Source organism: Acinetobacter sp. CIP 51.11 (assembly GCF_000369665.1).
Lineage (GTDB): Bacteria > Pseudomonadota > Gammaproteobacteria > Pseudomonadales > Moraxellaceae > Acinetobacter > Acinetobacter lwoffii_S.
Window position 1 is genome coordinate 1617240 of sequence record NZ_KB850129.1, and the last position, 22720, is coordinate 1639959.

At 44.8% G+C, this 22720-nt stretch carries 21 protein-coding genes; 10 read left to right on the forward strand and 11 right to left on the reverse strand.

What is annotated here, in order from left to right; translation table 11 throughout:
• Positions 1-52 precede the first annotated feature (52 nt).
• From F894_RS11480 to rplU, 7 genes are all read right to left on the reverse strand, one after another.
• On the reverse strand, positions 53-529 hold the full coding sequence (locus F894_RS11480; protein ID WP_005106302.1) for a tRNA (cytidine(34)-2'-O)-methyltransferase: 477 nt from the start codon (positions 527-529) through the stop codon (positions 53-55).
• Between the two features lie 303 nt (positions 530-832).
• On the reverse strand, positions 833-2215 hold the full coding sequence (gene cysG / locus F894_RS11485) for a siroheme synthase CysG (RefSeq protein WP_005247776.1): 1383 nt from the start codon (positions 2213-2215) through the stop codon (positions 833-835).
• 73 nt (positions 2216-2288) lie between these two features.
• Positions 2289-3560 carry a serine--tRNA ligase gene (serS, locus tag F894_RS11490; RefSeq protein ID WP_004645799.1) on the reverse strand — a complete coding sequence of 424 codons (1272 nt, stop codon included), beginning with the start codon at positions 3558-3560 and terminating at the stop codon, positions 2289-2291.
• 100 nt (positions 3561-3660) lie between these two features.
• A complete protein-coding gene (locus F894_RS11495) occupies positions 3661-4422 on the reverse strand; it encodes an RsiV family protein (protein WP_005247778.1) in 762 nt (253 codons plus the stop codon).
• Between the two features lie 170 nt (positions 4423-4592).
• Entirely contained in the window at positions 4593-5288 is a 696-nt protein-coding gene (gene lolA / locus F894_RS11500) for an outer membrane lipoprotein periplasmic chaperone LolA (RefSeq protein ID WP_004280638.1), read from the reverse strand.
• Positions 5289-5534: 246 nt separating this feature from the next.
• A complete protein-coding gene (rpmA, locus tag F894_RS11505; RefSeq protein WP_004280639.1) occupies positions 5535-5789 on the reverse strand; it encodes a 50S ribosomal protein L27 in 255 nt (84 codons plus the stop codon).
• 19 nt (positions 5790-5808) lie between these two features.
• On the reverse strand, positions 5809-6120 hold the full coding sequence (gene rplU / locus F894_RS11510) for a 50S ribosomal protein L21 (RefSeq protein ID WP_004280640.1): 312 nt from the start codon (positions 6118-6120) through the stop codon (positions 5809-5811).
• 446 nt (positions 6121-6566) lie between these two features.
• Between rplU and sdsA the strand changes: the two genes are divergently transcribed.
• The 9 genes from sdsA to F894_RS11555 all read left to right on the forward strand — a co-directional run bounded on the left by sdsA (position 6567) and on the right by F894_RS11555 (position 18121).
• A complete protein-coding gene (sdsA, locus tag F894_RS11515) occupies positions 6567-7544 on the forward strand; it encodes an All-trans-nonaprenyl-diphosphate synthase (RefSeq protein WP_005247782.1) in 978 nt (325 codons plus the stop codon).
• A 15-nt stretch (positions 7545-7559) separates the two neighbouring features.
• Positions 7560-9608 carry a site-specific recombinase gene (locus tag F894_RS11520; RefSeq protein WP_005106296.1) on the forward strand — a complete coding sequence of 683 codons (2049 nt, stop codon included), beginning with the start codon at positions 7560-7562 and terminating at the stop codon, positions 9606-9608.
• 152 nt (positions 9609-9760) lie between these two features.
• The gene (locus F894_RS11525; RefSeq protein ID WP_005247784.1) at positions 9761-10363 is read left to right on the forward strand and encodes a phosphatase PAP2 family protein; all 603 of its coding nucleotides are present in this window, start codon (positions 9761-9763) and stop codon (positions 10361-10363) included.
• A gap of 36 nt (positions 10364-10399) precedes the next feature.
• Positions 10400-11662, forward strand: a complete 1263-nt coding sequence (locus F894_RS11530) for an efflux RND transporter periplasmic adaptor subunit (RefSeq protein WP_004280644.1) — start codon at positions 10400-10402, stop codon at positions 11660-11662.
• A gap of 13 nt (positions 11663-11675) precedes the next feature.
• Positions 11676-14852, forward strand: coding sequence for an efflux RND transporter permease subunit (locus F894_RS11535; protein ID WP_005247787.1), 3177 nt, complete (start codon positions 11676-11678; stop codon positions 14850-14852).
• Complete coding sequence (adeK, locus tag F894_RS11540; RefSeq protein WP_004280647.1) at positions 14852-16318, forward strand: multidrug efflux RND transporter AdeIJK outer membrane channel subunit AdeK; 1467 nt, start codon at positions 14852-14854, stop codon at positions 16316-16318. The genes F894_RS11535 and adeK overlap by 1 nt, the downstream gene beginning before the upstream one ends.
• A gap of 107 nt (positions 16319-16425) precedes the next feature.
• The gene (locus tag F894_RS11545; protein WP_005247789.1) at positions 16426-16782 is read left to right on the forward strand and encodes a YbjQ family protein; all 357 of its coding nucleotides are present in this window, start codon (positions 16426-16428) and stop codon (positions 16780-16782) included.
• 3 nt (positions 16783-16785) lie between these two features.
• Positions 16786-17214 (forward strand): YbjQ family protein, encoded by a 429-nt coding sequence (locus tag F894_RS11550; RefSeq protein ID WP_005247791.1) that lies wholly within the window; start codon positions 16786-16788, stop codon positions 17212-17214.
• 232 nt (positions 17215-17446) lie between these two features.
• Entirely contained in the window at positions 17447-18121 is a 675-nt protein-coding gene (locus tag F894_RS11555) for a DUF1345 domain-containing protein (protein ID WP_004280651.1), read from the forward strand.
• 122 nt (positions 18122-18243) lie between these two features.
• On the opposite strand, the gene F894_RS11560 is transcribed toward F894_RS11555, so the two are convergent.
• The 3 genes from F894_RS11560 to F894_RS11570 form a co-directional block, all read right to left on the reverse strand.
• Positions 18244-18741 (reverse strand): DUF2505 family protein, encoded by a 498-nt coding sequence (locus F894_RS11560; RefSeq protein ID WP_004280652.1) that lies wholly within the window; start codon positions 18739-18741, stop codon positions 18244-18246.
• A gap of 149 nt (positions 18742-18890) precedes the next feature.
• Entirely contained in the window at positions 18891-19166 is a 276-nt protein-coding gene (locus tag F894_RS11565) for a hypothetical protein (protein WP_005247793.1), read from the reverse strand.
• Between the two features lie 259 nt (positions 19167-19425).
• Complete coding sequence (locus tag F894_RS11570) at positions 19426-19911, reverse strand: hypothetical protein (protein WP_005247795.1); 486 nt, start codon at positions 19909-19911, stop codon at positions 19426-19428.
• A gap of 370 nt (positions 19912-20281) precedes the next feature.
• Between F894_RS11570 and F894_RS11575 the strand changes: the two genes are divergently transcribed.
• Positions 20282-20749 carry a GNAT family N-acetyltransferase gene (locus tag F894_RS11575; protein WP_005247797.1) on the forward strand — a complete coding sequence of 156 codons (468 nt, stop codon included), beginning with the start codon at positions 20282-20284 and terminating at the stop codon, positions 20747-20749.
• On the opposite strand, the gene F894_RS11580 is transcribed toward F894_RS11575, so the two are convergent.
• Entirely contained in the window at positions 20746-22557 is a 1812-nt protein-coding gene (locus tag F894_RS11580; RefSeq protein ID WP_005247799.1) for a sensor domain-containing diguanylate cyclase, read from the reverse strand. The two genes, F894_RS11575 and F894_RS11580, sit on opposite strands and share 4 nt — an antisense overlap.
• Positions 22558-22720 lie beyond the last annotated feature (163 nt).

Sequence of the window (22720 nt, forward strand, 5' to 3'; positions counted from 1 at the left end):
AAAATAAAAAAGCCACCCAAAGGCAGCTTTTAGAATCATCACAAATTTCAGCTTAAAGCGTTTTAAAACCTTGCTGACGCCAAGCTTCGTAGACAATTACTGCAGTGGCATTCGACAAGTTCAAACTTCGGGAGTTTTCTGCCATCGGTAAACGAATCCAGTGCTTTTGCGGAAACATCATACGAACATGTTCAGGCAGACCACGAGTTTCCGGACCCATTAACAAGGCCACAGGACGGTTTAAATCCGAAGTATGCGGTGTTTCAGAACCTTTGGTGGTCAATGGATAGATTGCATCCAGCCCAATGCCTTTGCTTGCCAAATCGGCCAGACAGTCTTCGATGTTTTCCCAAATCTGCATATTGGCATATTCGTGATAATCCAGACCGGCACGTTTCAGCTTTTTGTCATCCAACTCAAAACCCAGCGGCTTGACCAGATGTAACTGTGCTCCTGTATTGGCACACAGACGAATAATATTGCCTGTATTTGCAGGAATTTCAGGCTCATATAAAACAACGTGGATCACAGCTTACTCACTCAATATATTTAATTCAGACACAACATTCGCCTTGCGCTCGGGCAAAGCAGTGCTTTGCTTATCCTCTTACTTCAGGCCTAGCCTTCGCCTTGCGCTCGGGCAAAGCAGTGCTTTGCTTATCCTCTTACTTCAGGCCTAGCCTTCGTCTTGCGCTCGGGGCAAAGCAGTGCTTTGCTTATCCTCTTACTTCAGGCACAGCCTTCGTCTTGCGCTCGGACAAAGCAGTGCTTTGCTTATCCTCTTACTTCAGGCACAGCCTTCGTATTGCGCTCGGACAAAGCAGTGCTTTGCTTATCCTCGCTCATGCCATTGCAATTGTTCACGTAAGCGTACAACTTCACCAATAATGGTCAAAGTCGGGGCTTGAATCTGATGTTCGGACACTTTGGATGCAATATCAGCAAGCGTTCCTACTACAACTTTCTGTTCAGGCGTCGTACCTTTAGAAACCAAGGCCACTGGCATGTCGGCTCGCTGACCATGAGCGATTAATTCTGCACAGATTTTCTCCAGTCCCACCAACCCCATATAAAGCACTAAGGTCTGGTTTTCATAGACCAACTCACTCCAAGGCAATTCTGGCGAACCTTCTTTTAAGTGACCGGTCAGGAAACGCACACTTTGCGCATAATCACGATGGGTTAATGGAATACCGGCATAGGCTGAACATCCTGAAGCTGCGGTAATCCCTGGAACCACCTGGAAAGTAATCCCAGCAGCGAATAGCTCTTCAATCTCTTCACCGCCACGCCCGAATATAAATGGATCACCACCTTTCAGACGGCAAACCCGCTTTCCTTCACTGGCATATTTGACCAATAAAGCATTAATCCCATCTTGCGGAACCGCATGATTGGAACGCGCCTTACCCACATAGATCTTTTCCGCATCGCGGCGGCACAGCTCCATAATTGGCGCTGAAACCAGTCGGTCGTAAATCACCACATCGGCTTGCTGCATCAAACGTAAGGCTTTTAAGGTCAACAATTCTGGATCACCCGGACCCGCACCGACCAAGTAGACTTCACCTTTTGGCTTTTGCCACTCTTGTAATGCTTGCTCGATCAGGCGATCTGCTTCCGCGATATTGTCGTTGAACACCTGTTCTTTTAGCGAACTGGCATATAAATCTTCCCAGAAAATACGGCGTTCATCCGGATTGACAATTTTAGCCTTAACCGCACTGCGCCATTTTCCTGAAAATTCAGCCAGCTTGCCCATTCCATGCGGAATAGTCGTTTCCAGTTGGGTACGGATCTGCCGAGATAATACCGGCGACGTGCCATTCGATGCGACCGAAATCACCAATGGCGAACGGTCAATAATCGCAGGCACCATAAACCGGCAATGCGGTGGATCATCAACGCTATTGACCAGGACATTTTCCGCTTCACACAATTCAAAGACTTGACGATTGGTCTCTGCATCATCAGTCGCCGCAATCACCAGTCGATATGAACGTAACGCAACTTCAGGATGAAAAGCCGCCTGCACATATTGTCCTTGGCTATTTTGCACGATTCGCAGCAGACTCTCTTCAATTTCAGGCGCAATCACATGAATGATCGCACCTGCTTTTTGTAGGAGAAGTGCTTTACGGTATGCAATATGTCCACCACCGACAATCAGACAAGGTTGCTGTTGCAACTTTAACGAGATTGGAAAAATATCCACGAACTACCTCAAAATTTTAAATCTGACTGTCTATGCAATTTTCATGCACATTTAGGGATGCTGAGATCGACAATTAGTCGATATAAGTCGCACCACCCATATATGGACGTAATACTTCCGGAATCTCAATCGAGCCATCGGCGCGCTGATAGTTTTCCATCACTGCAAGTAAAGTACGACCCACGGCCAGACCTGAACCATTCAAGGTATGTACAAATTCAGTTTTCTTCTGATCAGCACGGTAACGCGCTTTCATACGACGCGCCTGGAAATCACCCATGTTTGAACAAGATGAAATTTCACGGTAAGTATTTTGGCTTGGTACCCAAACTTCCAAGTCATAAGTCTTGGTCGCACCAAAGCCCATGTCACCACCACAAAGTAAAATTTTACGATATGGAAGTCCAAGTGCCTGCAAGATGCCTTCAGCATGGCCAGTCAATTCTTCAAGCACTTGCATCGAAGTTTCAGGCTTCACAATTTGAACCATTTCGACTTTGTCGAATTGGTGCTGACGGATCAAACCGCGGGTATCACGACCATAAGAACCTGCTTCGCTACGGAAACATGGCGTGTGCGCTGCATATTTCAGTGGCAGACGGTCTGCATCAATAATTTCATCACGTACGAAATTCGTCACTGGCACTTCAGCAGTTGGAATCAGATAAAACTCTTTTTCGCCCTGCAGCTTAAACAGATCTTCTTCAAATTTAGGCAGCTGACCAGTCCCACGCAATGAATCTGCATTGACCAGATAAGGCACATAGGCTTCGGTATAACCATTTTGATCAGTATGCGTATTTAGCATGAACTGGGTAATGGCACGTTGTAAACGCGCCAATGGACCTTTCAATACACTGAAGCGTGAACCAGTTAATTTGGTCGCGGTTTCAAATTCAAGACCGCCCATCATTTCGCCCAGATCCGTATGGTCTTTGATTTCGAAATCAAATTCACGCGGTGTACCCCATTTCAGGATTTCCACGTTATCGCTTTCGTCTTTACCTTCAGGCACAGCTTCATCTGGCAAGTTTGGAATAGATAATAATTTTTCTTCAAGCTCAGCTTGCAGTTCAGCCAGTGCTGCTTCAGCCGCTTTGATTTCATCACCAATCGCAGACATGCGAGTCATGATTTCAGATGCGTCGCCACCTGCTTTTTTAATTTGACCGACTTGTTTGGCACCGGCATTACGTTCAGCTTGCAGTGTTTCTGTCTTGGACTGAATCTCTTTACGGCGTGCTTCTAGGGATGCCCACTCTTCAACATTGAGTTGAACACCACGTTTTGCCAAGGCTACATTTACAGCCTCAATATTATTTCTGAGTAATTTCGGGTCGATCATAATCAATCTTTGCAGAAGAAAAAAACTGGCTATAGTGTAAGCTCTTAGCATTAAAAAATACAGTGACCAAGACCACGGCTGCGTCCTATTAGCACAATATTTAGGAAGCTGTCTGCTGCAAAATGGCTAAATATTCAGGGCGAATCACTTCATTTAAATCCGCATATGACACTTTTAATTCAGGCATTCCTGCTGCTGCCGGAGCTAGTTCGCCTGCCGGATACACCATCACCAGACCTGTTGTATCAAAATAATAGTTATCACTCAATTTTAACTGCTGTTGTTGAATACCCTGCGTATTCAGCCATTGAGTATTGGTTCGATACATCGCATTCAGCAGTTTCGGCTCACCGCCATTTAATAACAGTTGAGACAAAGCCAAACGTTTGTTCTGTTTTAGATCAAAATTGATATATTCCACATGTTTCAGAGAAGCATTTTTATTCCTTGCCAGATTGGAACTTTTTAAAGCAAAAGTCGCCAGATGGGCACGCTGACCGACAAATTCCGCTTTGATAAAGCGCTGATCCAGATAATGCGGTTCATCGGCTTTTTTAGGATTTTTCTGGGTAACTTTGGTGAATGCAACAGGTTCGGTATGCTGAATGCGCTCAATAAAATATTGATTAATCCAGTCAATATTGCTGTCCACCGTTTGTAGATCAAAGCGTACACAACCTTCTATTTCACATACCACTTTGGCTGCCCCTTTCACAGGAACGGTCTTGCCTTCAATCTGCACAACCCGATCTGTTTGCGCCAGCGTTGCCACTGAGCTAGATTGAGGCTGACAACCCAACATACCTACAGTGAGTAATAAAACAGCGTAAATTTCAGCAGTTTTAAATAGATTAATCTTCATCCTGAGCTCCCAAAATTTTGCAATTTCATTGACTCGACTTTTATTTATTCTAAGATGCTCTCGTGTTTAGATATAGCTGAACCTTGTAGTCTGTCCAAAACAATCCTGATGATCGGCAATAAAAAAGCAACCTCGAAAGGTTGCTTTTTTTATCTGGTTCATATTGATGCTTATTGATCAATGATGTCCGTACCTTTTGGTGGGGTAAAGTTAAAGGTAGAGGCTGGAATACTGCTATTTACTTTTACATTGCTAAATTTGATATTGGTGGTTTGTCCCAATGAATCCTGCAAGATCATCAAGCTTGGTGCTTTGTTCGCGCCAAAGCTAATGGTCAGGCTTTCAAACACACCATCGGTATTTTTAGGATACAGCGTGTAATAGGTTTTGCCTTTATTTGGCTGAGTCACCCGGTAAGACTGCATAATCTGACTGGTGTTTCCTGACAGCAATAAGGCCGGTGTATTGGCAACCTGCTCATCTAAGCTTTGACGAACGGCTTGCTGCAAGTCCGGATCATAAATCCATACGGTTTTACCCGTGGTTGCAATGACTTGCTTCGACGGTGCGGTTGTTTCCCAATAGAATTTACCCGGACGCGCGACTTTCATCACCCCTTTAAAGGTTTGATTCATATGTTGTGCAGTCAGACCTTTTTTCTGGGTCGCTCTCGGATTGGTCACCTTGGTGCTTTGTTCGAAATTTGCAGTCATGCTACGCACATGATTGAGCTGTTTGACCAGACTGGCTGTTGCCTGTTGCTCCGAAGCTGCCACAGGTGCAGCAAACACGGTCGTACTCATCACCGGTGCTAAAGTCACTGCACCCAGAGCCATAGCACAGACGGTTTTACGAAGCATATTCATAATTTCACCCTTATATTTTGCTTGATCGCAATTTATTTGATAGCTCATCTTAAACGAAAATTAAAAGCTAAAATGATAGAAAATAAGAATTTTTGTATTGTTATTAATTCGAAACTGGTTTTTTTATTCATCATCATGAAGATTTCAGGACAATTTTTACATTATGGAATGTCGCTTAATCTGAACATTAATTTTCAGGCATAAAAAAACCCACAAAAATTGTGGGCTTTTTTCTATCTCAGCGGATTACGCGTCAACAGATACGTAGCGACGGCCAAATTGACCTTTCACTTCGAATTTTACTACGCCATCAGCAGTAGCAAATAATGTATGGTCACGACCCATACCAACGTTTTGACCAGCGTGGAATTCAGTACCACGTTGACGAACGATGATGTTACCTGCAGTTACAGTTTGACCACCGTAAACTTTAACACCTAACATCTTAGGATTCGAATCACGACCGTTCTTAGTCGAACCACCGGCTTTTTTAGTTGCCATGTCTATTTACTCCTCGTAATTAGCCTGAAATAGCTGTAATTTTCAACTCAGTGAACCATTGACGGTGACCTTGTTGTTTACGGTAGTGTTTACGACGACGCATTTTGATGATGCGGATTTTGTCGTGACGACCATGGCTAACTACTTCAGCAGTTACAGTAGCACCAGCAACAACTGGAGCACCGATTTGAATGCTTTCACCGTTAACAAGCATCAATACGTCATCAAACGTAATAGTCGCGCCAGTTTCAGCTTTCAATAATTCTACTTTAAGGGTTTCACCCTCAACTACACGGTGCTGTTTACCACCGCTTTGGATTACTGCGTACATAATGTACTCCAAACAAGCCCGTGTCGTCGTGCCGATAAAGGAATATATCGAACTTAAGACGTACGCCACTGGGGGGATATCTAAGGGCGAGGATTTTAAGGGATATTCAAAAAAACAACAAGCCATTTTACTGAAATAATAATGAGCAGGATGCGCTAATTATTTAACTATTAAATAATTTCTATCAAATCAAATACTCAAGATATATTCAGCAACAAAATAATACAGCAGAAATCCGGCCATTTTGATTAATATACTCAGCCTGATGAATAGGGCGACTCCCCTGAGCTTTCCTGATTTTTTATGGCTCGAAATATGGATCGAATCTACATAAGATCTATAAAAAGCTGATTTTTAGTGGAGTTTATGCATTTCTTAGGTTTCACTCATGTTATAAATTGTTAAACTACGCCCAGCGATTTACCAGACTAGAGGTTTTCTTTCACATGACCATCGACTTTAAGCAAGACATTCTCGCGCCTGTTGCTAACGACTTTGCTGCGATGGACACATTCATTAATGAAGGAATTACCTCAAAAGTTGCATTAGTGATGGCCGTCAGTAAACACGTGGTGGAAGCGGGTGGCAAACGTATGCGCCCGATTATGTGCCTTCTGGCCGCCAAGGCGTGTGGTGCTGAAAATTTAGAGCCGCACCGTAAACTGGCTGCAATCATTGAAATGCTGCATACCGCAACACTGGTGCATGATGATGTGGTAGATGAATCCGGTCTGCGTCGCGGCCGCCCGACGGCCAATGCCACCTGGAATAACCAGACTGCGGTTTTGGTCGGTGACTTTCTGATTTCACGTGCTTTTGATTTGCTGGTCGACCTGAATAACATGGTGTTGCTCAAAGATTTTTCGACCGGCACCTGTGAAATTGCTGAAGGTGAAGTGCTGCAACTGCAATCCCAGCATCAGCCGGAAACCACTGAAGCGACTTATTTGAATATTATTCATGGCAAAACTTCGCGCCTGTTTGAACTGGCCACCGAAGGTGCTGCCATTTTGTCGGATAAAGATGAATTCCGTCAGCCTTTAAAAACCTTTGCCGGACATTTCGGCAATGCTTTCCAGATTATTGATGACATTTTAGATTACACCTCCGATGCGGACACGCTCGGCAAAAATATTGGTGATGATCTCATGGAAGGTAAACCGACCCTGCCATTGATTGCGGCACTGAAAAACACCACCGGTGAGCAACATGAAATCATCCGTCGCAGTATTGCGACTGGCGGTACGGAACATCTGGAACAGGTCATTCAAATTGTCAATGAATCTGGTGCGCTGAATTATTGCCGTCAACGTGCTACAGAAGAAACTGAAATTGCAATTGATGCCTTACAGGCATTACCTGACTCCGAATATCGTCAGGCCCTGATTAATCTGGCCAAACTGGCCCTACACCGAATTCAGTAACTTTTAAACTCGCCTATGCATATTAATTTTCTAGATCTTTTTCAAAACATGCAACACCAGCTTGAACAACCTCGGGCGGTGCTGGATGAAAATCTTCTGATTGAACTGGTTGAAAGAATCAGACCTGAAGACAGCAGAAATACCGAAGAGATCGAAGCGAAATTCAATGCATTTATCCGGGCTTTATTACTCACCCCGAATGCGGTTGCCACGCTTCAAACCTTTACCCTGCGGATCATTAACCGCTATAAACAGACCGGTCTGTTTTCCGATACCGGCATTTTGTCTCTAGATGGATTCTGGAACCAGCTAAACCAGCGCCTTGGTGCACATGTCTTGCCGCTGATTCCTGACCATCAACAACTTCAGGAATTATTTCGCAAGGTTTTTTATCAACGTACTGATAAATACTGGCTGGATTATTTTGATGAAGATGACTGGCAACGTTTATTTGCAGTCCTGAATCAGGGACATTCCAATCAACCTGAAAAAACCCGGATTAAAGACCAGCTAATCAAGGCACTGACCATTTTGTCGTACCGGATCAGTGGTATTGGTCTGCACCCTGAATTTATTAATGCCCAGCCTGAACTGATGGAATACGAATCTCCTTTTCTGGTGCAGAATCGTGAGATTAACGAGTTTATTCAGGAATATAAAAAACGTTATAACACAGTCACCCTGGTCGATTCGATTACCCCACCGGATGCCTCACAAGCGCTGGTGATGCTGGAACAATGTCATGATGTCGTGGCCAAGATTCGCCGTTCTACCAAGCGGACTGGCGTCAGTGTCAGCCTGACCTATATGCTGGCACTGCTAGAACAGTGTCTGGAACGGGTTGAGATTCTGCTGAATATGGTTATGGATGACGATGATCTGCGTTATCAATCCATTGGCCTGTTTATGGCGGACATTACTGAAGCAATTTATAGTGAACGCAGTGTGCGGGCCCTGCTGGCTACCAATAGTGAACTTTTAGCTTTACAGGTAACTGAAAATGCCAGCAAGACTGGTGAACATTATGTGAGTACCGACAAGCAAGGCTTTCTGGCCATGTATAAATCGGCTGCAGGGGCTGGTGCCATCATCGCAACGATGGCCACCTTAAAAGTTCTGATGACACGCCTCACCATGGCCCCTTTGATGCAGGCCTTTAGCTATAGCATGAACTATTCACTAGGTTTTATGCTGATTCATGTGCTGCATTTTACCGTGGCAACCAAACAACCGGCGATGACTGCCGCTGCACTGGCGGCTACCGTACAGCAGCGTAAAGGCTCGAAAATGGCTCAAATTGCCGAGCTGGCTGCGCTGATTGTAAATATCATCCGCACCCAGTTTGTCGCCATTCTGGGGAATATTTCGATTGCAATTCCCGTAGCAGCATTGATTACCCTGCTGTGGGATTTTGCGCTGCATGAACCTTTAATGAATCATGCCAAGGCTGCCAAAACCCTGCATGACCTGAATCCGTTTACTTCATTGGCGATTCCACATGCAGCGATTGCCGGAGTATGTTTATTCCTGTCCGGATTATTGGCCGGTTATTTTGACAATATGGCCGTTTATCGCAAAGTCGGCCCGCGACTGAAAGCCCATGTGCGTTTATCGCAGCTGATGGGGCAAGAGCGTCTTTACCGTTTTGCTGACTATATTGAACGTAATCTGGGTGCACTGGCGGGTAATTTTATTTTTGGGATCATGCTCGGCAGTATGGGCACCATTGGTTTTATTCTCGGTCTGCCGCTGGATATTCGTCATATTGCTTTTGCCTCTGCCAACTTTATTCAGGGCCTGATTACGATCAATGGTCCCGATATCGGCTTGATCGTGGTGTCTTTTCTGGGTGTGTTACTCATTGGCCTGACCAACTTGTTTGTCAGTTTCACTCTGACAATTATTGTAGCCTTACGCGCGCGCCGGGTACGTTTTGAACAATGGAAACCTTTGGCAAAACTGGTCATGACTCACTTCCTGACTCGACCTAGTGATTTCTTCTGGCCACCCAAGCAAAGCATTGAAATTGACGAAAATCATACATCGACAAAAACTCAAAACTGAGATAATTACAGTATATTTAGCAACAAATTCCTTACAAAAAAAATGGAATTCGCATAAAATACGCACACTTGAAAAAAAGTGTACTGACAAGTACACTTTGCTTCAGACAATTGGCCGATCTGCGAACGGTTAAAAGAACAAGGATTTTTGGCATGCATTACTTGTTACTTTTTGTCGGTATTTTATTTTTAATTTTCAGTGTGTTCATCCTGAATATTCCCGCTTTAAGCAAGCTCGACTTGCAGGCTGTGGAATGGATGAGGCTGTATCGCACCGAGTTTTGGAATCAAATTACTCAGTCCTTATCCCTAATAGGTGGCATGCCATTTGTATTATTTTTATCCACACTATGGTGTATTGCATTGCTGTGGTATAAAAAGTATACAAACGCAATTTTTATATGTATCGGAATTATCGGAGGAATTCTCCTAGCTTGGCTGTTGAAATTTGCAATTGCCCGACCCCGACCACCAGAATCCTTGCATCTGGTTGAAAGCTTTGGAAGTTCCTTTCCAAGTGCCCATAGTCTATATGCGGCCTGTCTGGCTTGTTTGGCAATTTACATCCATCGGCAACATTCCCGTTATACCCTCATCGTGATCGGTGCAGTGGTATGGATGCTGATGATGGGGATCTCAAGAGTTTATCTGGGCGTACATTTTCCTTCAGATGTCATATCCGGCTGGAGTATCAGTTTTATTTGGATTTCGTTGTGGTATATGGTCTGGATCAGATATTGCGCGGCTCACAAATAAGAAAATTTAGATATAAATCTAATTAGAGGTGGAATAATGATGTCTGCAAAGCTTTGGGCACCTGCCCTGACTGCTTGCGCATTGGCAACAAGTCTTGCACTTGTTGGTTGTAGCAAAGATCCTAAAGAGGGCCAGCAAGCTGGTGCTCAACAACAAATGCCACCGACTGAAGTCGGTGTTCTTGTTGCACAACCGCAAAGTGTAGAGCAGTCTGTAGAGCTCTCAGGTCGTACAACAGCATTTGAAATTTCAGACGTACGTCCACAAGCCAGTGGCGTGGTGCTTAAACGCTTGTTCACGGAAGGCAGCTATGTGCGTGAAGGTCAGGCCTTATATGAAATCGATTCAAGCACCAACCGCACTACAGTAGACAATGCCCGTGCAGCGATTGCCCGTGCTGAAGCCAATCTGGGCGTATTGCGTGTGAAGGAAGGCCGTTACCGTCAACTGGTCGGTACCAATGCCATTTCCAAACAGGAATATGATGACATCGCGGCACAGGTCAAATTGGCTGAAGCTGATTTGAATGCCAATCGCGCAACTTTGCGTAATGCAGAAATCAACTTGGGCTATTCGACTGTACGTGCTCCGATTTCGGGCCAGACCAACCGTTCGTCTGTGACGGCGGGTGCTTTGGTGACAGCAAATCAGCCAGAGCCATTGGTGACGATTCAACGTCTAGATCCAATCTATGTAGATATCAACCAGTCAAGTGCCGAGCTTTTACGTTTACGTCAACAGCTTAACCAAGGCAGCTTGAACAGCTCGAACAACACCAAAGTCAAGTTGAAGCTTGAAGATGGCAGTATCTACCCGGTTGAAGGCCGTCTTGCATTCTCTGATGCCAGCGTGAACCCGGAAACAGGTACCGTGACTTTACGTGCGGTATTCCCGAACAAAAATCACCTGCTTCTGCCAGGTATGTTTGCCACTGCACAAATCGTACAGGGTGAAGTACCGAATGCGTTCCTGATTCCGCAAGCAGCTTTGACCCGTACCCCAACAGGTCAGGCGATGGCGATGCTGGTCGGTGCTGACAATAAAGTGACGCCACGTCCAGTGACTACCGTTGGTTCCCAAGGCAGCAACTGGATTGTAACTGAAGGTCTGAATCCAGGCGATAAAGTGATTGTAGATGGTATTGCGAAAGTAAAACCTGAACAGCAAGTTGTACCAAAACCTTATCAACCTCAAGCTGCTGCGCCACAAGGTGCTGCACCGCAACAGCCTGCAACGAGCGAGAAAAAGGCAGATGATGCTAAAGAGAAACCTGAACAAAAACCTGCTGCAAATGCATAAGGAGTAATGGTTCATGGCTCAATTCTTTATTCATCGCCCGATTTTCGCATGGGTGATTGCATTGGTGATTATGCTGGCGGGTATTTTAACCATCAGCAAAATGCCGATTGCACAATATCCAACCATCGCGCCACCAACCGTAACCATTTCTGCGACTTATCCGGGTGCATCTGCTGAAACTGTTGAAAATACAGTGACCCAGATCATCGAGCAGCAGATGAACGGTATGGATGGCTTGCGCTATATCTCGTCTAACAGTGCGGGTAATGGTTCTTCTTCTATTTCCTTGAATTTTGACCAGGGTGTCGATCCTGATATCGCACAGGTTCAGGTTCAAAACAAATTACAGTCTGCGACTGCCCTGCTGCCTGAAGATGTACAGCGTCAGGGTGTGCGGGTGACCAAATCGGGTGCCAGCTTCCTGCAAGTTTTGGCATTCTATTCGCCTGATAGCAGCCTGACCGCAGATGACATCAAAGACTATGTTAACTCGAATATTGCTGAGCCTTTAAGCCGTGTGGCCGGGGTCGGTGAAGTTCAGGTCTTTGGTGGTTCTTATGCGATGCGTATCTGGCTGGATCCAGCCAAGATGGCCAGCCTGCAAGTAACGCCAAGTGATATTGCTACTGCAATCCGTACCCAGAATGCACAGGTTGCGGTAGGTCAGTTGGGTGGTGCGCCTGCAGTTCAAGGACAAGTGTTAAATGCGACGGTAACGGCTCAAAGTCTGTTACAAACGCCGGAACAGTTCAGCAATATCTTCCTGAAAAATGCCACTTCTGGTGCACAGGTTCGCTTAGGTGATGTTGCACGAGTTGAACTTGGTGCAGATAACTATCAGTTCGATTCTAAATTTAATGGCAAACCGGCTGGTGGTGTAGCTATTAAGCTCGCGACTGGCGCCAATGCCCTGGATACCGCACAAGCAGTTGAAGAGCGTTTAAAACAGTTACGTCCGAACTATCCACAAGGCATGGTCGACCAACTGGCGTTTGACACCACACCATTTATTGAACTGTCGATTAAGAGTGTAGTTAAAACTCTGATCGAAGCGATTATTCTAGTATTCCTGGTGATGTTCCTGTTCCTGCAGAACTGGCGTGCCACCATCATTCCAACCATGGCGGTTCCAGTCGTCGTATTGGGTACTTTTGCCGTCATTAACATCTTTGGCTTCTCGATTAATACCCTGACCATGTTTGCCATGGTATTGGCGATTGGTCTTCTGGTCGATGACGCGATTGTTGTGGTCGAGAACGTCGAACGGGTCATGGTGGAAGAACATCTGGATCCGGTTGCTGCAACTGAAAAATCGATGAAACAGATTTCTGGCGCATTGATTGGTATTACCTCGGTGCTGTCGGCAGTATTCGTTCCAATGGCTTTCTTCGGTGGAACCACCGGGGTCATTTATCGCCAGTTCTCGATTACGCTGGTAACAGCGATGGTCTTGTCACTGGTGGTTGCCTTAACCTTTACTCCTGCCCTGTGTGCGACCCTGCTGAAACAGCATGATCCGAACAAGCCGGAAAGTAATGGTATTTTTGCGCGTTTCTTCCGCTGGTTTAATAGCAGTTTTGACAAGGTCTCTGTGAAATATCAGGGCGGCGTCAACCGCATGACCCACAGCAAGATTTTCTCAGGTGTGGTGTATGCCGTGGTACTGGGTATTATTGTGCTGTTGTTCCAGAAACTGCCTTCTTCGTTCCTACCGGATGAAGACCAGGGCGTGGTCATGACGCTGGTTCAGTTACCGCCAAATGCAACCTTGGAACGTACCGACAAAGTGGTCAGCACCATGACCAACTATTTCTTGGAAAACGAGAAAGAGCATGTCGAATCCGTCTTTAGTGTGGCAGGTTTCTCCTTCACGGGTGTGGGACAAAACGCAGGTCTGGCATTTATTAAACTGAAAGACTGGTCAGAGCGTCACAGTCCGGAATCTCAAATCGGTGCCATTATTCAACGTGGTATGGCGCTGAACATGATTGTCAAAGATGCGTCTTACATCATGCCACTGCAATTACCTGCAATGCCTGAACTGGGTGTGTCGGCTGGCTTTAACTTACAGCTCAAAGCTGCAAGTGGTCAAAGTCATGATCAGCTCCTGGCAGCACGTAATACGATCCTCGGTCTAGCAGCACAAGACTCGCGTCTGGCTGGTGTGCGTCCGAATGGTCAGGAAGATACTCCACAGTACCGTGTCATTGTCGATCATGCACAAGCCGGTGCATTGGGCGTGAGTGTTGCTGAAATTAACAGCACCATGGGTATTGCTTGGGGCGGTTCGTATATCAATGACTTCATTGATCGCGGTCGTGTCAAGAAAGTCTATGTTCAGGGTGAAGCTGGCTCGCGGATGATGCCGGAAGATCTGGACCAATGGTATGTGCGTAATAACCGCGGTGAAATGGTGCCATTCTCGGCGTTTGCCACAGGCGAATGGACCTACGGTTCACCACGTCTTGAGCGTTATAACGGCGTATCGTCCATGAACATTCAGGGTACACCTGCTCCGGGTATCAGCTCGGGCGATGCAATGGTGGCCATGGAAGAAATCGTGGCGAAATTACCAGAAATGGGCTTGCAAGGTTTCGACTATGAATGGACTGGTCTGTCTCTGGAAGAACGTGAGTCTGGCGCACAAGCACCATTCTTGTACGCGCTTTCACTGTTGATCGTGTTCCTGTGTCTGGCAGCCCTGTATGAAAGCTGGTCGATTCCGTTCTCGGTTCTACTGGTGGTGCCATTGGGTATTGTGGGTGCATTATTACTCACCTTTGGTGGAATGGTGCTGCTGCAAAACCCGAACCTGTCGAATAACATTTACTTCCAGGTGGCGATTATTGCCGTAATTGGTCTTTCTGCGAAAAACGCGATCTTGATTGTCGAGTTTGCGAAAGAATTGCAGGAACAAGGTGAAGAGTTATTTGAAGCGACCTTGCATGCGGCAAAAATGCGTTTACGTCCAATTATCATGACCACATTGGCCTTTGGTTTTGGTGTATTACCTCTTGCTCTGGCTTCAGGTGCGGGTGCAGGTAGCCAGCACTCAGTCGGTTATGGTGTACTCGGCGGCGTGATCAGCTCGACCCTGTTAGGTATCTTCTTTATCCCGGTATTCTACGTGTGGATTCGAAGTGTCTTTAAATACAAACCAAAACAACAAAATCAGGAGTATAAGTCGTAATGCAAAATGTATGGTCTATTACAGGTCGTAGCATTGCGGTATCTGCCCTTGCGCTTGCTTTGACAGCCTGTCAAAGTATGCGCAGTCCAGAGCCGGTTGCGCAGGCAGATATCCCGAGCAGCTATACCAATGCGTCTGGTACTTCTGTAGCAGAACAAGGTTATAAAAACTTTTTTGCCGATCAGCGCCTGTTACAGGTGCTGGATCTGGCATTAAACAATAACCGTGATTTGCGTATTGCTGCCCTCAATATTCAACGAGCTCAGCAACAGTATCAGATTACTGAAAACAACCAATTACCGACGATTGGTGCCAGTGGTAGCGTATTGCGCCAGGACACCATGAATTCGCAGAATCGCGGTGCAGTGACGACTTATAATGTTGGACTGGGTGTAACTGCGTATGAACTGGATTTTTGGGGACGTGTCCGCAGCTTGCGTGACAATGCGCTAGATAGTTTCCTGGCGACCCAAAGTGCTCGAGATGCGACGCAAATTGCCTTGATTGGTCAGGTATCTCAGGCTTGGCTCAGCTACTCGTTTGCCAATGCCAATCTGGCTTTGGCTGAACAAACGCTGAAAGCCCAGCTTGAATCTTTCAATCTGAACAAGAAACGTTTTGATGTCGGGATTGATAGTGAGCTTCCAGTGCGTCAGGCGCAAATTTCGGTTGAAACAGCACGTAATGATGTTGCGAATTACCGCACCCAGGTGGCACAGGCACAAAACCTGTTAAACCTGCTGGTCGGTCAGCAAGTGCCTGCGAATTTATTACCAGCACAACGCGTGACCCGCATCACTTCAAATACTGCATTGGGTTCAGGCTTGCCAAGTGATCTATTGATCAACCGTCCAGATGTTCGTGCAGCAGAATACCGCCTGTCTGCGGCAGGTGCCAATATTGCGGCAGCACGTGCACGTCTGTTCCCGACAATTAGTTTGACCGGTTCAGCAGGTTATGCCTCTACTGATTTAGGCGACCTGTTTAAATCAGGTAGTTTTGCCTGGTCATTTGGTCCGAGTCTGGATATTCCAATTTTTGATTGGGGTACCCGTCAGGCCAATATCCGTATTTCTGAAACCGATCAGCAAATTGCCTTGTCAGATTACGAAAAGTCGATTCAGACTGCTTTCCGTGAAGTGAATGATGCTTTGGCGGTACGTCAGAATATTGGTGATCGTCTTGCAGCTCAGCGCCGCCTGGTCGAAGCAACCAATACCACCTATCGCTTGTCGCAAGCACGTTTCCGTGCCGGGATTGATAGCTATCTGACTGTACTGGATGCACAGCGTGCGTCTTATGCAGCAGAACAAGGTTTGTTATTGCTTGAACAGGCCAATCTGAACAATCAGGTTGAAGTCTACAAAACCCTGGGTGGCGGCTTGAAAGTCAACACCACGGACACCCTGCCGAATACACCGTCTGTGTCTGAACAGCGCCGTGCGGCAGAACAACCCGCCCAGTAAATTCCAGACAGATCAGGAAAAGCTCACTTCGGTGGGCTTTTTTTATTGCATTTTCAAGGCAGTTTTCCTATTGTCATAGACCAGTAATTTATTTAGAAAACATGCGCATGTTACTTAGCAATCTGGAATCTGTACCGGGACATACCATTCGCCAGCAAATTGATGTGGTGTATGGCAGTACCGTACGCAGCAAACATGTCGGACGTGACTTACTGGCCGGCCTGAAAAATATTGTTGGTGGTGAGCTTACCGCCTATACCGAACTGCTGGAAGAATCCCGTCAGGAAGCCATGAACCGCATGATTGAAAAAGCCCGAAGTATGGGGGCCAATGCGATTGTCGGCATTCGATTCTCGACCTCTAATATTGCCCAAGGTGCTTCTGAACTCTTTGTCTATGGTACAGCTGTAGTAGTTGATCCGGTCATGCCAAAATTACCCGACCCTTTTCCACAGGCAGATTAAAGCATGGATGGTTTAATTCTCCAGATCGTCATTTTTGCCATTCTGTTTAGTGTCGGTTTCGGCTTTGGTCGTTATAACGAACGTAAACATTTTCGTTATCTGGATGAACAGGAACAACGTCTGGCATATATCCGGGTGAACAATAGCCGCTTCGCTGTGTCTGAATATTCCGGACAGATGATCAGCAGCAATGTGGTCATTTCTCATGATTATTTTAAATATGCGATTGCCAATGTGCAGAATATGCTCGGTGGCCGTCTGACCAGCTATGAAAGTGTAGTAGAACGAGCACGACGTGAAGCAATTGTGCGATTAAAACTCGAGGCCGAAAAAATCGGTGCGACTCAGATTATGGGCATTCGGCTCAGCACCACAGAACTCGGTATGCAAGGTGGCATGGTAGAAGTCTTTGCTTATGGCACTGCAATCTAACAACCTGCTCAATCGATCTAAACCTCGGTTCAGAAAAAAATTTATTGAGATGATCACGCCTGCTGCGCGATCCGCGCAGTCAAATTGCTCAACTCGAATCAGTTCGACACCTTTAGGATGAAATGTCGTAGAGGAAATAACTAAGGCTGCTACTCAGGCCGTTGCAATCTTCTTTATTGCAAACGGTTCTGTGTTAGGATCTTGAGAAGTCAGCAAAACAAATATAAATGGCATGATGCAGCTTCTTCAATCTATAAAAACGGCACTACAATCCCGTCTGTATTTCTTTATTATTTTCCCAGCCATCATTGGATTTTATCTGGTTTTACAGACAGTCACCCCTTTGAGCTGGTCAAGCTGCCTGTTGATCAGCTGGAATATCGCGATTTACGCTTATTTATTATTGACCATAAAAAAACTCTGGCGTATTGATCATGCTCATATTCTGCAACGCGCCATGCAACAAGATGCCAGCAAATGGATCATTCTGTTTCTAGTGATCATCACCCTGATCATGTGTTTTATTGCGATTATTATTGAAATTAATCATTTACCCCAAGACACCACTATTCGAACCGGCCATTTAATCTTATCAGTTCTGACCATTATTTCAGCCTGGTTCTTGATGCATACGATTTTTGCAATTCATTATACACATGACTTTTATCTGGCACTCGACAAACAGCAACACGGTGGACTGGATTTCCCCAATACCGCAAGACCGACTTATCCGGACTTTCTATATTTTAGTTATATCATCGGGACTTCTGCGCAAACTGCAGATGTATCCATTACTTGCCAATCTATGCGGGTTCTAAATACCTTACATTTGCTTTTGGCTTACGGATTCAATACCACCATTCTGGCCATCAGTATTAATGTGACGGCAAACTTTATCAGCACTTAAAAAAGTTTTTTGGATAGTGGCAGTCACCCTGAAAATGGCGATCTACCGCCCAATCAACTACCACTATCCTGCGTCTAACCTGACCAGTTTTTAAATTAGGTCAATCACACTATTTGATTGCTTCAAGCGGTGAGACCTTTACGCAATTCATCTTCGACAATGCTGAGTTCAATTTCACTAAATTTACGAATCTCACCTTCAGCATGCTTTTCTAGCATGCCACCCAGCAAAGGCACTTTGACTTTGACTGTCCAGTTTAGCTGGAACTGGATCTGGTCTTCATCTCCGGTAACTGCACGCTGACAGATGGCCTCGATCGGCAAGTTCGCACCGAGTTGTACCGTCGAAGTCATTTCATTCAGATCGCTGACATCGGTACGCTGCAAACGGAATGCATCTTTGAGTAATTTTTTTGCGATATCAGGAATATTAACATCCAGATTATAAGCGCGTTTCAGGGTATACATATGCCCCTGCTTTTCCGAAACCAGGATTTCCAAGTTTTGCGCAGGAATTCGATGGCAAACTGCCTCATGCAAACGAATATCATTGGCCAAACGCTTAAATTCATCAATAGACACGCCATTGATAATTGCTTTCACGGTGAACTGATGTGCCATGCTATTTTTTCCTTATTTTTATTACGATATTCGCCTATGCCACTCTCGGCTGATGCGAATAAAAATCAGATACAGAGATGACTCTGCAATTTATATCAACTTTATAGCGGATGTCATTATTCTTTTATCGGGAAATTCCGGCAGCCCGGTCAATGTTTGCAACATAGTTTTACTGAAAGCTGTGCCTGTCCACAGCTGATCTGTAGCTGCGCTTCGCCATAATAAATCACGGCATGAAACTCATCGGCACCATCATCTAGACCGGAAACATAGTATTCAGTTCCAGCTGGGAAAGCCTGCAGCCAGTCAGCCTTATAAAAATCAGACACAGAATCAAACTGCAAATACAGTTCAGGCTCAGCTTCGATCTTCATCGCCAGTGCAATAAACTTCTGTAATTTTGCTTGATGAAAATCAATGATCATAGCGCTCCTGCCTTTTTAGTCCGGATCATTGCTCGCCAGACTCCGTACATTCTAAACGACTATTTCAAGAATAGGACTCGCGAGTCTTGAGGTTTTTCTAGCGCAAGATTATGGCTTAAAGGAGATAAATTATATGGGCTATTTCCGCCAAGAGGCAGAAAAAATCTGAGCTAAGGCATGAGATACCTTTTCTGAATTATAATGGCTTAAGTACGTAGCCTGAGATCTTCAGTCGTAGAAAATGACTGAAAGTTGTGTTCTAAGCACAGTCAGAATGCAAAAGTTCCCTGCGAATTTCATGCCGGTGCTCTTCTCCAAAACGGTCGACATGTGCATAGAATACGCCATAGCGACCGACATAATATTCCAGTGACTGATCATAAAAATTCCAGAAAATAGACCATTCGCCTAAATCCATCTGACGAATCTGGGTGCCACTATGCATTGGCATTTTTTGTAATAGTTCTTGCTGTAACTGTTCGGCCTGTACCCGATTCTCAATATGCACCTGCCGTTGAAAGAATAGCTGTGCCACATCGTCAAACAGTTCCAGTTCATAAGCATCCACCAGATGTACTTGCTGCTCTTGCTCGATGACCTCTTGCTCTGTCATGCTGGAAATCTGTGCCGGTTTTTCTGGACGCTGACGCGCCAGATGGCGCTGAGCTTTATAGATCTTTCTGCCGACGATCCAGGCAGCATTCAACATGAATAAAACACATAACAGGAGCAGTAATTTCAGCATGGTGGATGATCTCATGTGACTAATTTTATTTTTATGGTTATAGGATCAAGATTCATTTGAATAGTCCCTTTTGACCCAGCATACGTCTATTTTTTATACAGTGCAAACTTGAGGCTTATTTTTACTATTTATCTTCTCTGCTTGCTCATTTTACCCAGATTCGAACTTCGATTTATTTAAAAATTGATTTACTTTGATTTTTTATTTTTAACTCCCTAATGAGATTCAAGAACTTGAGATAAACAAACAGGACAAATCAGCAACAGAACAGATCTTCACATGGATAAATCACGGAATATATTCTCAAAAAACTACAATATTGTTCTGTTTTTTACCCTCTTCTTTTTTATCAAATAAACCTTCCCTATAAATGTTCGAGAAAATGAATAATATTATGATTCGTGAAGGGAGGGTCGAAGATATACCTCAAATTATTCAGGTCATTCATGACAGCATTCAGTCCTGTGTACTGGATCATCAGCGTGAAGAAAGCAAAATTCAAACCTGGCTAGAAAAGTTTGATCATGCCAGCCTGATTGTCGATATGCTGTATAACGATTGCTGGGTTTATCTCATCTATGACAAGGTCGTCGGGTTCTTATTGGTCAGTGATGCTGGAGAAATCCGGATGCATTATGTGGCCCAACACTGCCAAAGACTGGGGTTCGGCACCGAGTTATTTCAACAAATGCATCACGCTTTATTAAAGAAAAAAATTCATCAGATTGAAATACAATCTACCCAAACTGCCTTAAGTTATTATCAGCACTGCGGCTTTCATCCACATTCTGCCGAGTCAGAAGATGAATCGCGCTATCTGTATAAATATGTTTTTTAATCGACCTCTTTTTCAATTTTTAACTGATCACGTCCTGCCCGTTTGGCGGCATAGAGCTGCACATCTGCCGCTTTCATCAATTCATGAATATCTGCATAGCCATGGTTTTGTTCAACCCAGGCCGCGCCCATACTAACCGTAACATAATCTTTTGCATCTGGCCGATTCAGATGTTGCATACGCTGTTCCCGAATCTGGTTTAACACATTTTCCAGATTTTTCAGGGCAGTTTGCACCGGCATTCCAGTGAGCAGAATCGCAAACTCTTCACCACCATAACGTGCCAGATAGCCAGATGGTGGCAAAGCAGCTTGAATAATCCTGACCAGATTTTTCAGGATTTCATCGCCTTTTAAGTGACCATAGTAGTCATTATAGTTTTTAAAAAAATCGACATCGAGCATGGCAAAAATCAAGGTATGTTGCGGCTGTTGTTGGGTTTGTAAAAACTGCTGCTGGATTTCATGATTTAAGGCACGCCGGTTAAAAGCCCCGGTCAATGCATCAATATTCATTTGCTGTTCCAGTTTGGCATTCACTTCACGCAGCTGCTGAGTGCGTTCTTTGACTTTTTGATCAAGCGAATTATTGAGCGCGATCAGGTTCAGGTTTAGCTGTTCAGTCTCATAAGTTTGATGTGCATAATGTCTGGACTGCTGAAACATAATTAGTAAGGCATAGATACTGGTTGAGATAAAGAACAGATGCGTGGTTTTAATTACATTGATCAGCAACAGATAATCATTCAAAAAGGTGACACAAAGGAAAATAATCGCAATCAGATTTAAACGCGAATAATGCTCTTTATAACGTAAGGTCTGATAAAAGCCGTAAATAAAATTACCGATGATGACCAAGGCAAAAATTGCACTAAATAGGGCCAGACGTTCAAATATCTCAGGAGGTGAAAATAGGGTGAAAGTAATGTTAAAAACCAGTAATGCCACTGCGATATAATAAATCACCGGATTTAGATAGCGCCGGTTAAACAGATGCATATAGCTGAGAAAAAAGAAGGCAGCAATAAAAGTAAACAGATACTCTAAGCGGGTTCCCCACAGCCAGTTGATATTGGTAAATACCGAATAGGCATAAGGTGCAGAAAACAGGTTATGCAGGGCTAAAAAGACAATAAACCAGCCAAAAACAAAGATACTTTTACTGTTACGTTCTCGTGATCCCCTAAATACCGAAAATAGAATGGTAAACACCCCCACCCCAAGTACCGCCCCACACACCATGGCGATACTCATCATGAGCTGCTGGAATTGGCGATTGATGGTAGCTGCAACGCCGATCTGCATTGGTCGTTCGAGACCGCCATGCAAGTGGGTATAATTGGAAGCCTGAATGCTTAAAGTAATATATTCAGTGTCTGGAACAAAATAGCCAATACGCGGTGCTTTTTCAGTCACTTGTTTTTCAGGTGTGGTACTGATTTCTCCGAGCCGGACAATAAACTGTCCATTGACATATACCCGATAGGCACCGTATTGGGTCGGAATCCGAATCGCGATGCGTCGCCCGAGAAATTCTTTCGGAATTTTAAAATAACCAATAAAGGTACCGTAGCCAGAGTTTGAACCCGCTAGAGTTTTAAAAGAGGCTGGCAATTCAACTGTTTTTGACTGGAGTACGGGGCTGGGCTGAACAATAAACTGACTCGGATAAAACAGCCATTTTCCCTGCAAAGGACTCGTACTATGTTCGGTAAAATGAACTTCAGTAATATGGTCGTGAGATTGCTGCTGAAATGACGGCGAAGGGAGTTCATCCTGAGCGATTGCTGAACTTATGATGCAAGTCATCCAGCTCAAGGCACAGACAAATACGAAGAAACAGACATTCCTTATCGAGTTATGCAAATACGTTCTATCTCAAGATAATTCTTTATTATTCTTATAATTTACAAGGAATATTTTCGATTTCAAATCTTTTTAGATGTTTTTTGTAGCTTCTCCGGCACAGCTT

Bases quoted from the DNA above. Each gene is read 5' to 3' on its own strand.
- serS (WP_004645799.1), bottom strand. From the start codon at position 3,560: ATGATCGACCCGAAATTACTCAGAAATAATATTGAGGCTGTAAATGTA.
- F894_RS11495 (WP_005247778.1), bottom strand. From the start codon at position 4,422: ATGAAGATTAATCTATTTAAAACTGCTGAAATTTACGCTGTTTTATTA.
- lolA (WP_004280638.1), bottom strand. From the start codon at position 5,288: ATGAATATGCTTCGTAAAACCGTCTGTGCTATGGCTCTGGGTGCAGTG.
- rpmA (WP_004280639.1), bottom strand. From the start codon at position 5,789: ATGGCAACTAAAAAAGCCGGTGGTTCGACTAAGAACGGTCGTGATTCG.
- rplU (WP_004280640.1), bottom strand. From the start codon at position 6,120: ATGTACGCAGTAATCCAAAGCGGTGGTAAACAGCACCGTGTAGTTGAG.
- sdsA (WP_005247782.1), top strand. From the start codon at position 6,567: ATGACCATCGACTTTAAGCAAGACATTCTCGCGCCTGTTGCTAACGAC.
- F894_RS11520 (WP_005106296.1), top strand. From the start codon at position 7,560: ATGCATATTAATTTTCTAGATCTTTTTCAAAACATGCAACACCAGCTT.
- F894_RS11525 (WP_005247784.1), top strand. From the start codon at position 9,761: ATGCATTACTTGTTACTTTTTGTCGGTATTTTATTTTTAATTTTCAGT.
- F894_RS11530 (WP_004280644.1), top strand. From the start codon at position 10,400: ATGATGTCTGCAAAGCTTTGGGCACCTGCCCTGACTGCTTGCGCATTG.
- F894_RS11535 (WP_005247787.1), top strand. From the start codon at position 11,676: ATGGCTCAATTCTTTATTCATCGCCCGATTTTCGCATGGGTGATTGCA.
- adeK (WP_004280647.1), top strand. From the start codon at position 14,852: ATGCAAAATGTATGGTCTATTACAGGTCGTAGCATTGCGGTATCTGCC.
- F894_RS11545 (WP_005247789.1), top strand. From the start codon at position 16,426: ATGTTACTTAGCAATCTGGAATCTGTACCGGGACATACCATTCGCCAG.
- F894_RS11550 (WP_005247791.1), top strand. From the start codon at position 16,786: ATGGATGGTTTAATTCTCCAGATCGTCATTTTTGCCATTCTGTTTAGT.
- F894_RS11555 (WP_004280651.1), top strand. From the start codon at position 17,447: ATGATGCAGCTTCTTCAATCTATAAAAACGGCACTACAATCCCGTCTG.
- F894_RS11560 (WP_004280652.1), bottom strand. From the start codon at position 18,741: ATGGCACATCAGTTCACCGTGAAAGCAATTATCAATGGCGTGTCTATT.
- F894_RS11565 (WP_005247793.1), bottom strand. From the start codon at position 19,166: ATGATCATTGATTTTCATCAAGCAAAATTACAGAAGTTTATTGCACTG.
- F894_RS11570 (WP_005247795.1), bottom strand. From the start codon at position 19,911: ATGCTGAAATTACTGCTCCTGTTATGTGTTTTATTCATGTTGAATGCT.
- F894_RS11575 (WP_005247797.1), top strand. From the start codon at position 20,282: ATGTTCGAGAAAATGAATAATATTATGATTCGTGAAGGGAGGGTCGAA.
- F894_RS11580 (WP_005247799.1), bottom strand. From the start codon at position 22,557: ATGACTTGCATCATAAGTTCAGCAATCGCTCAGGATGAACTCCCTTCG.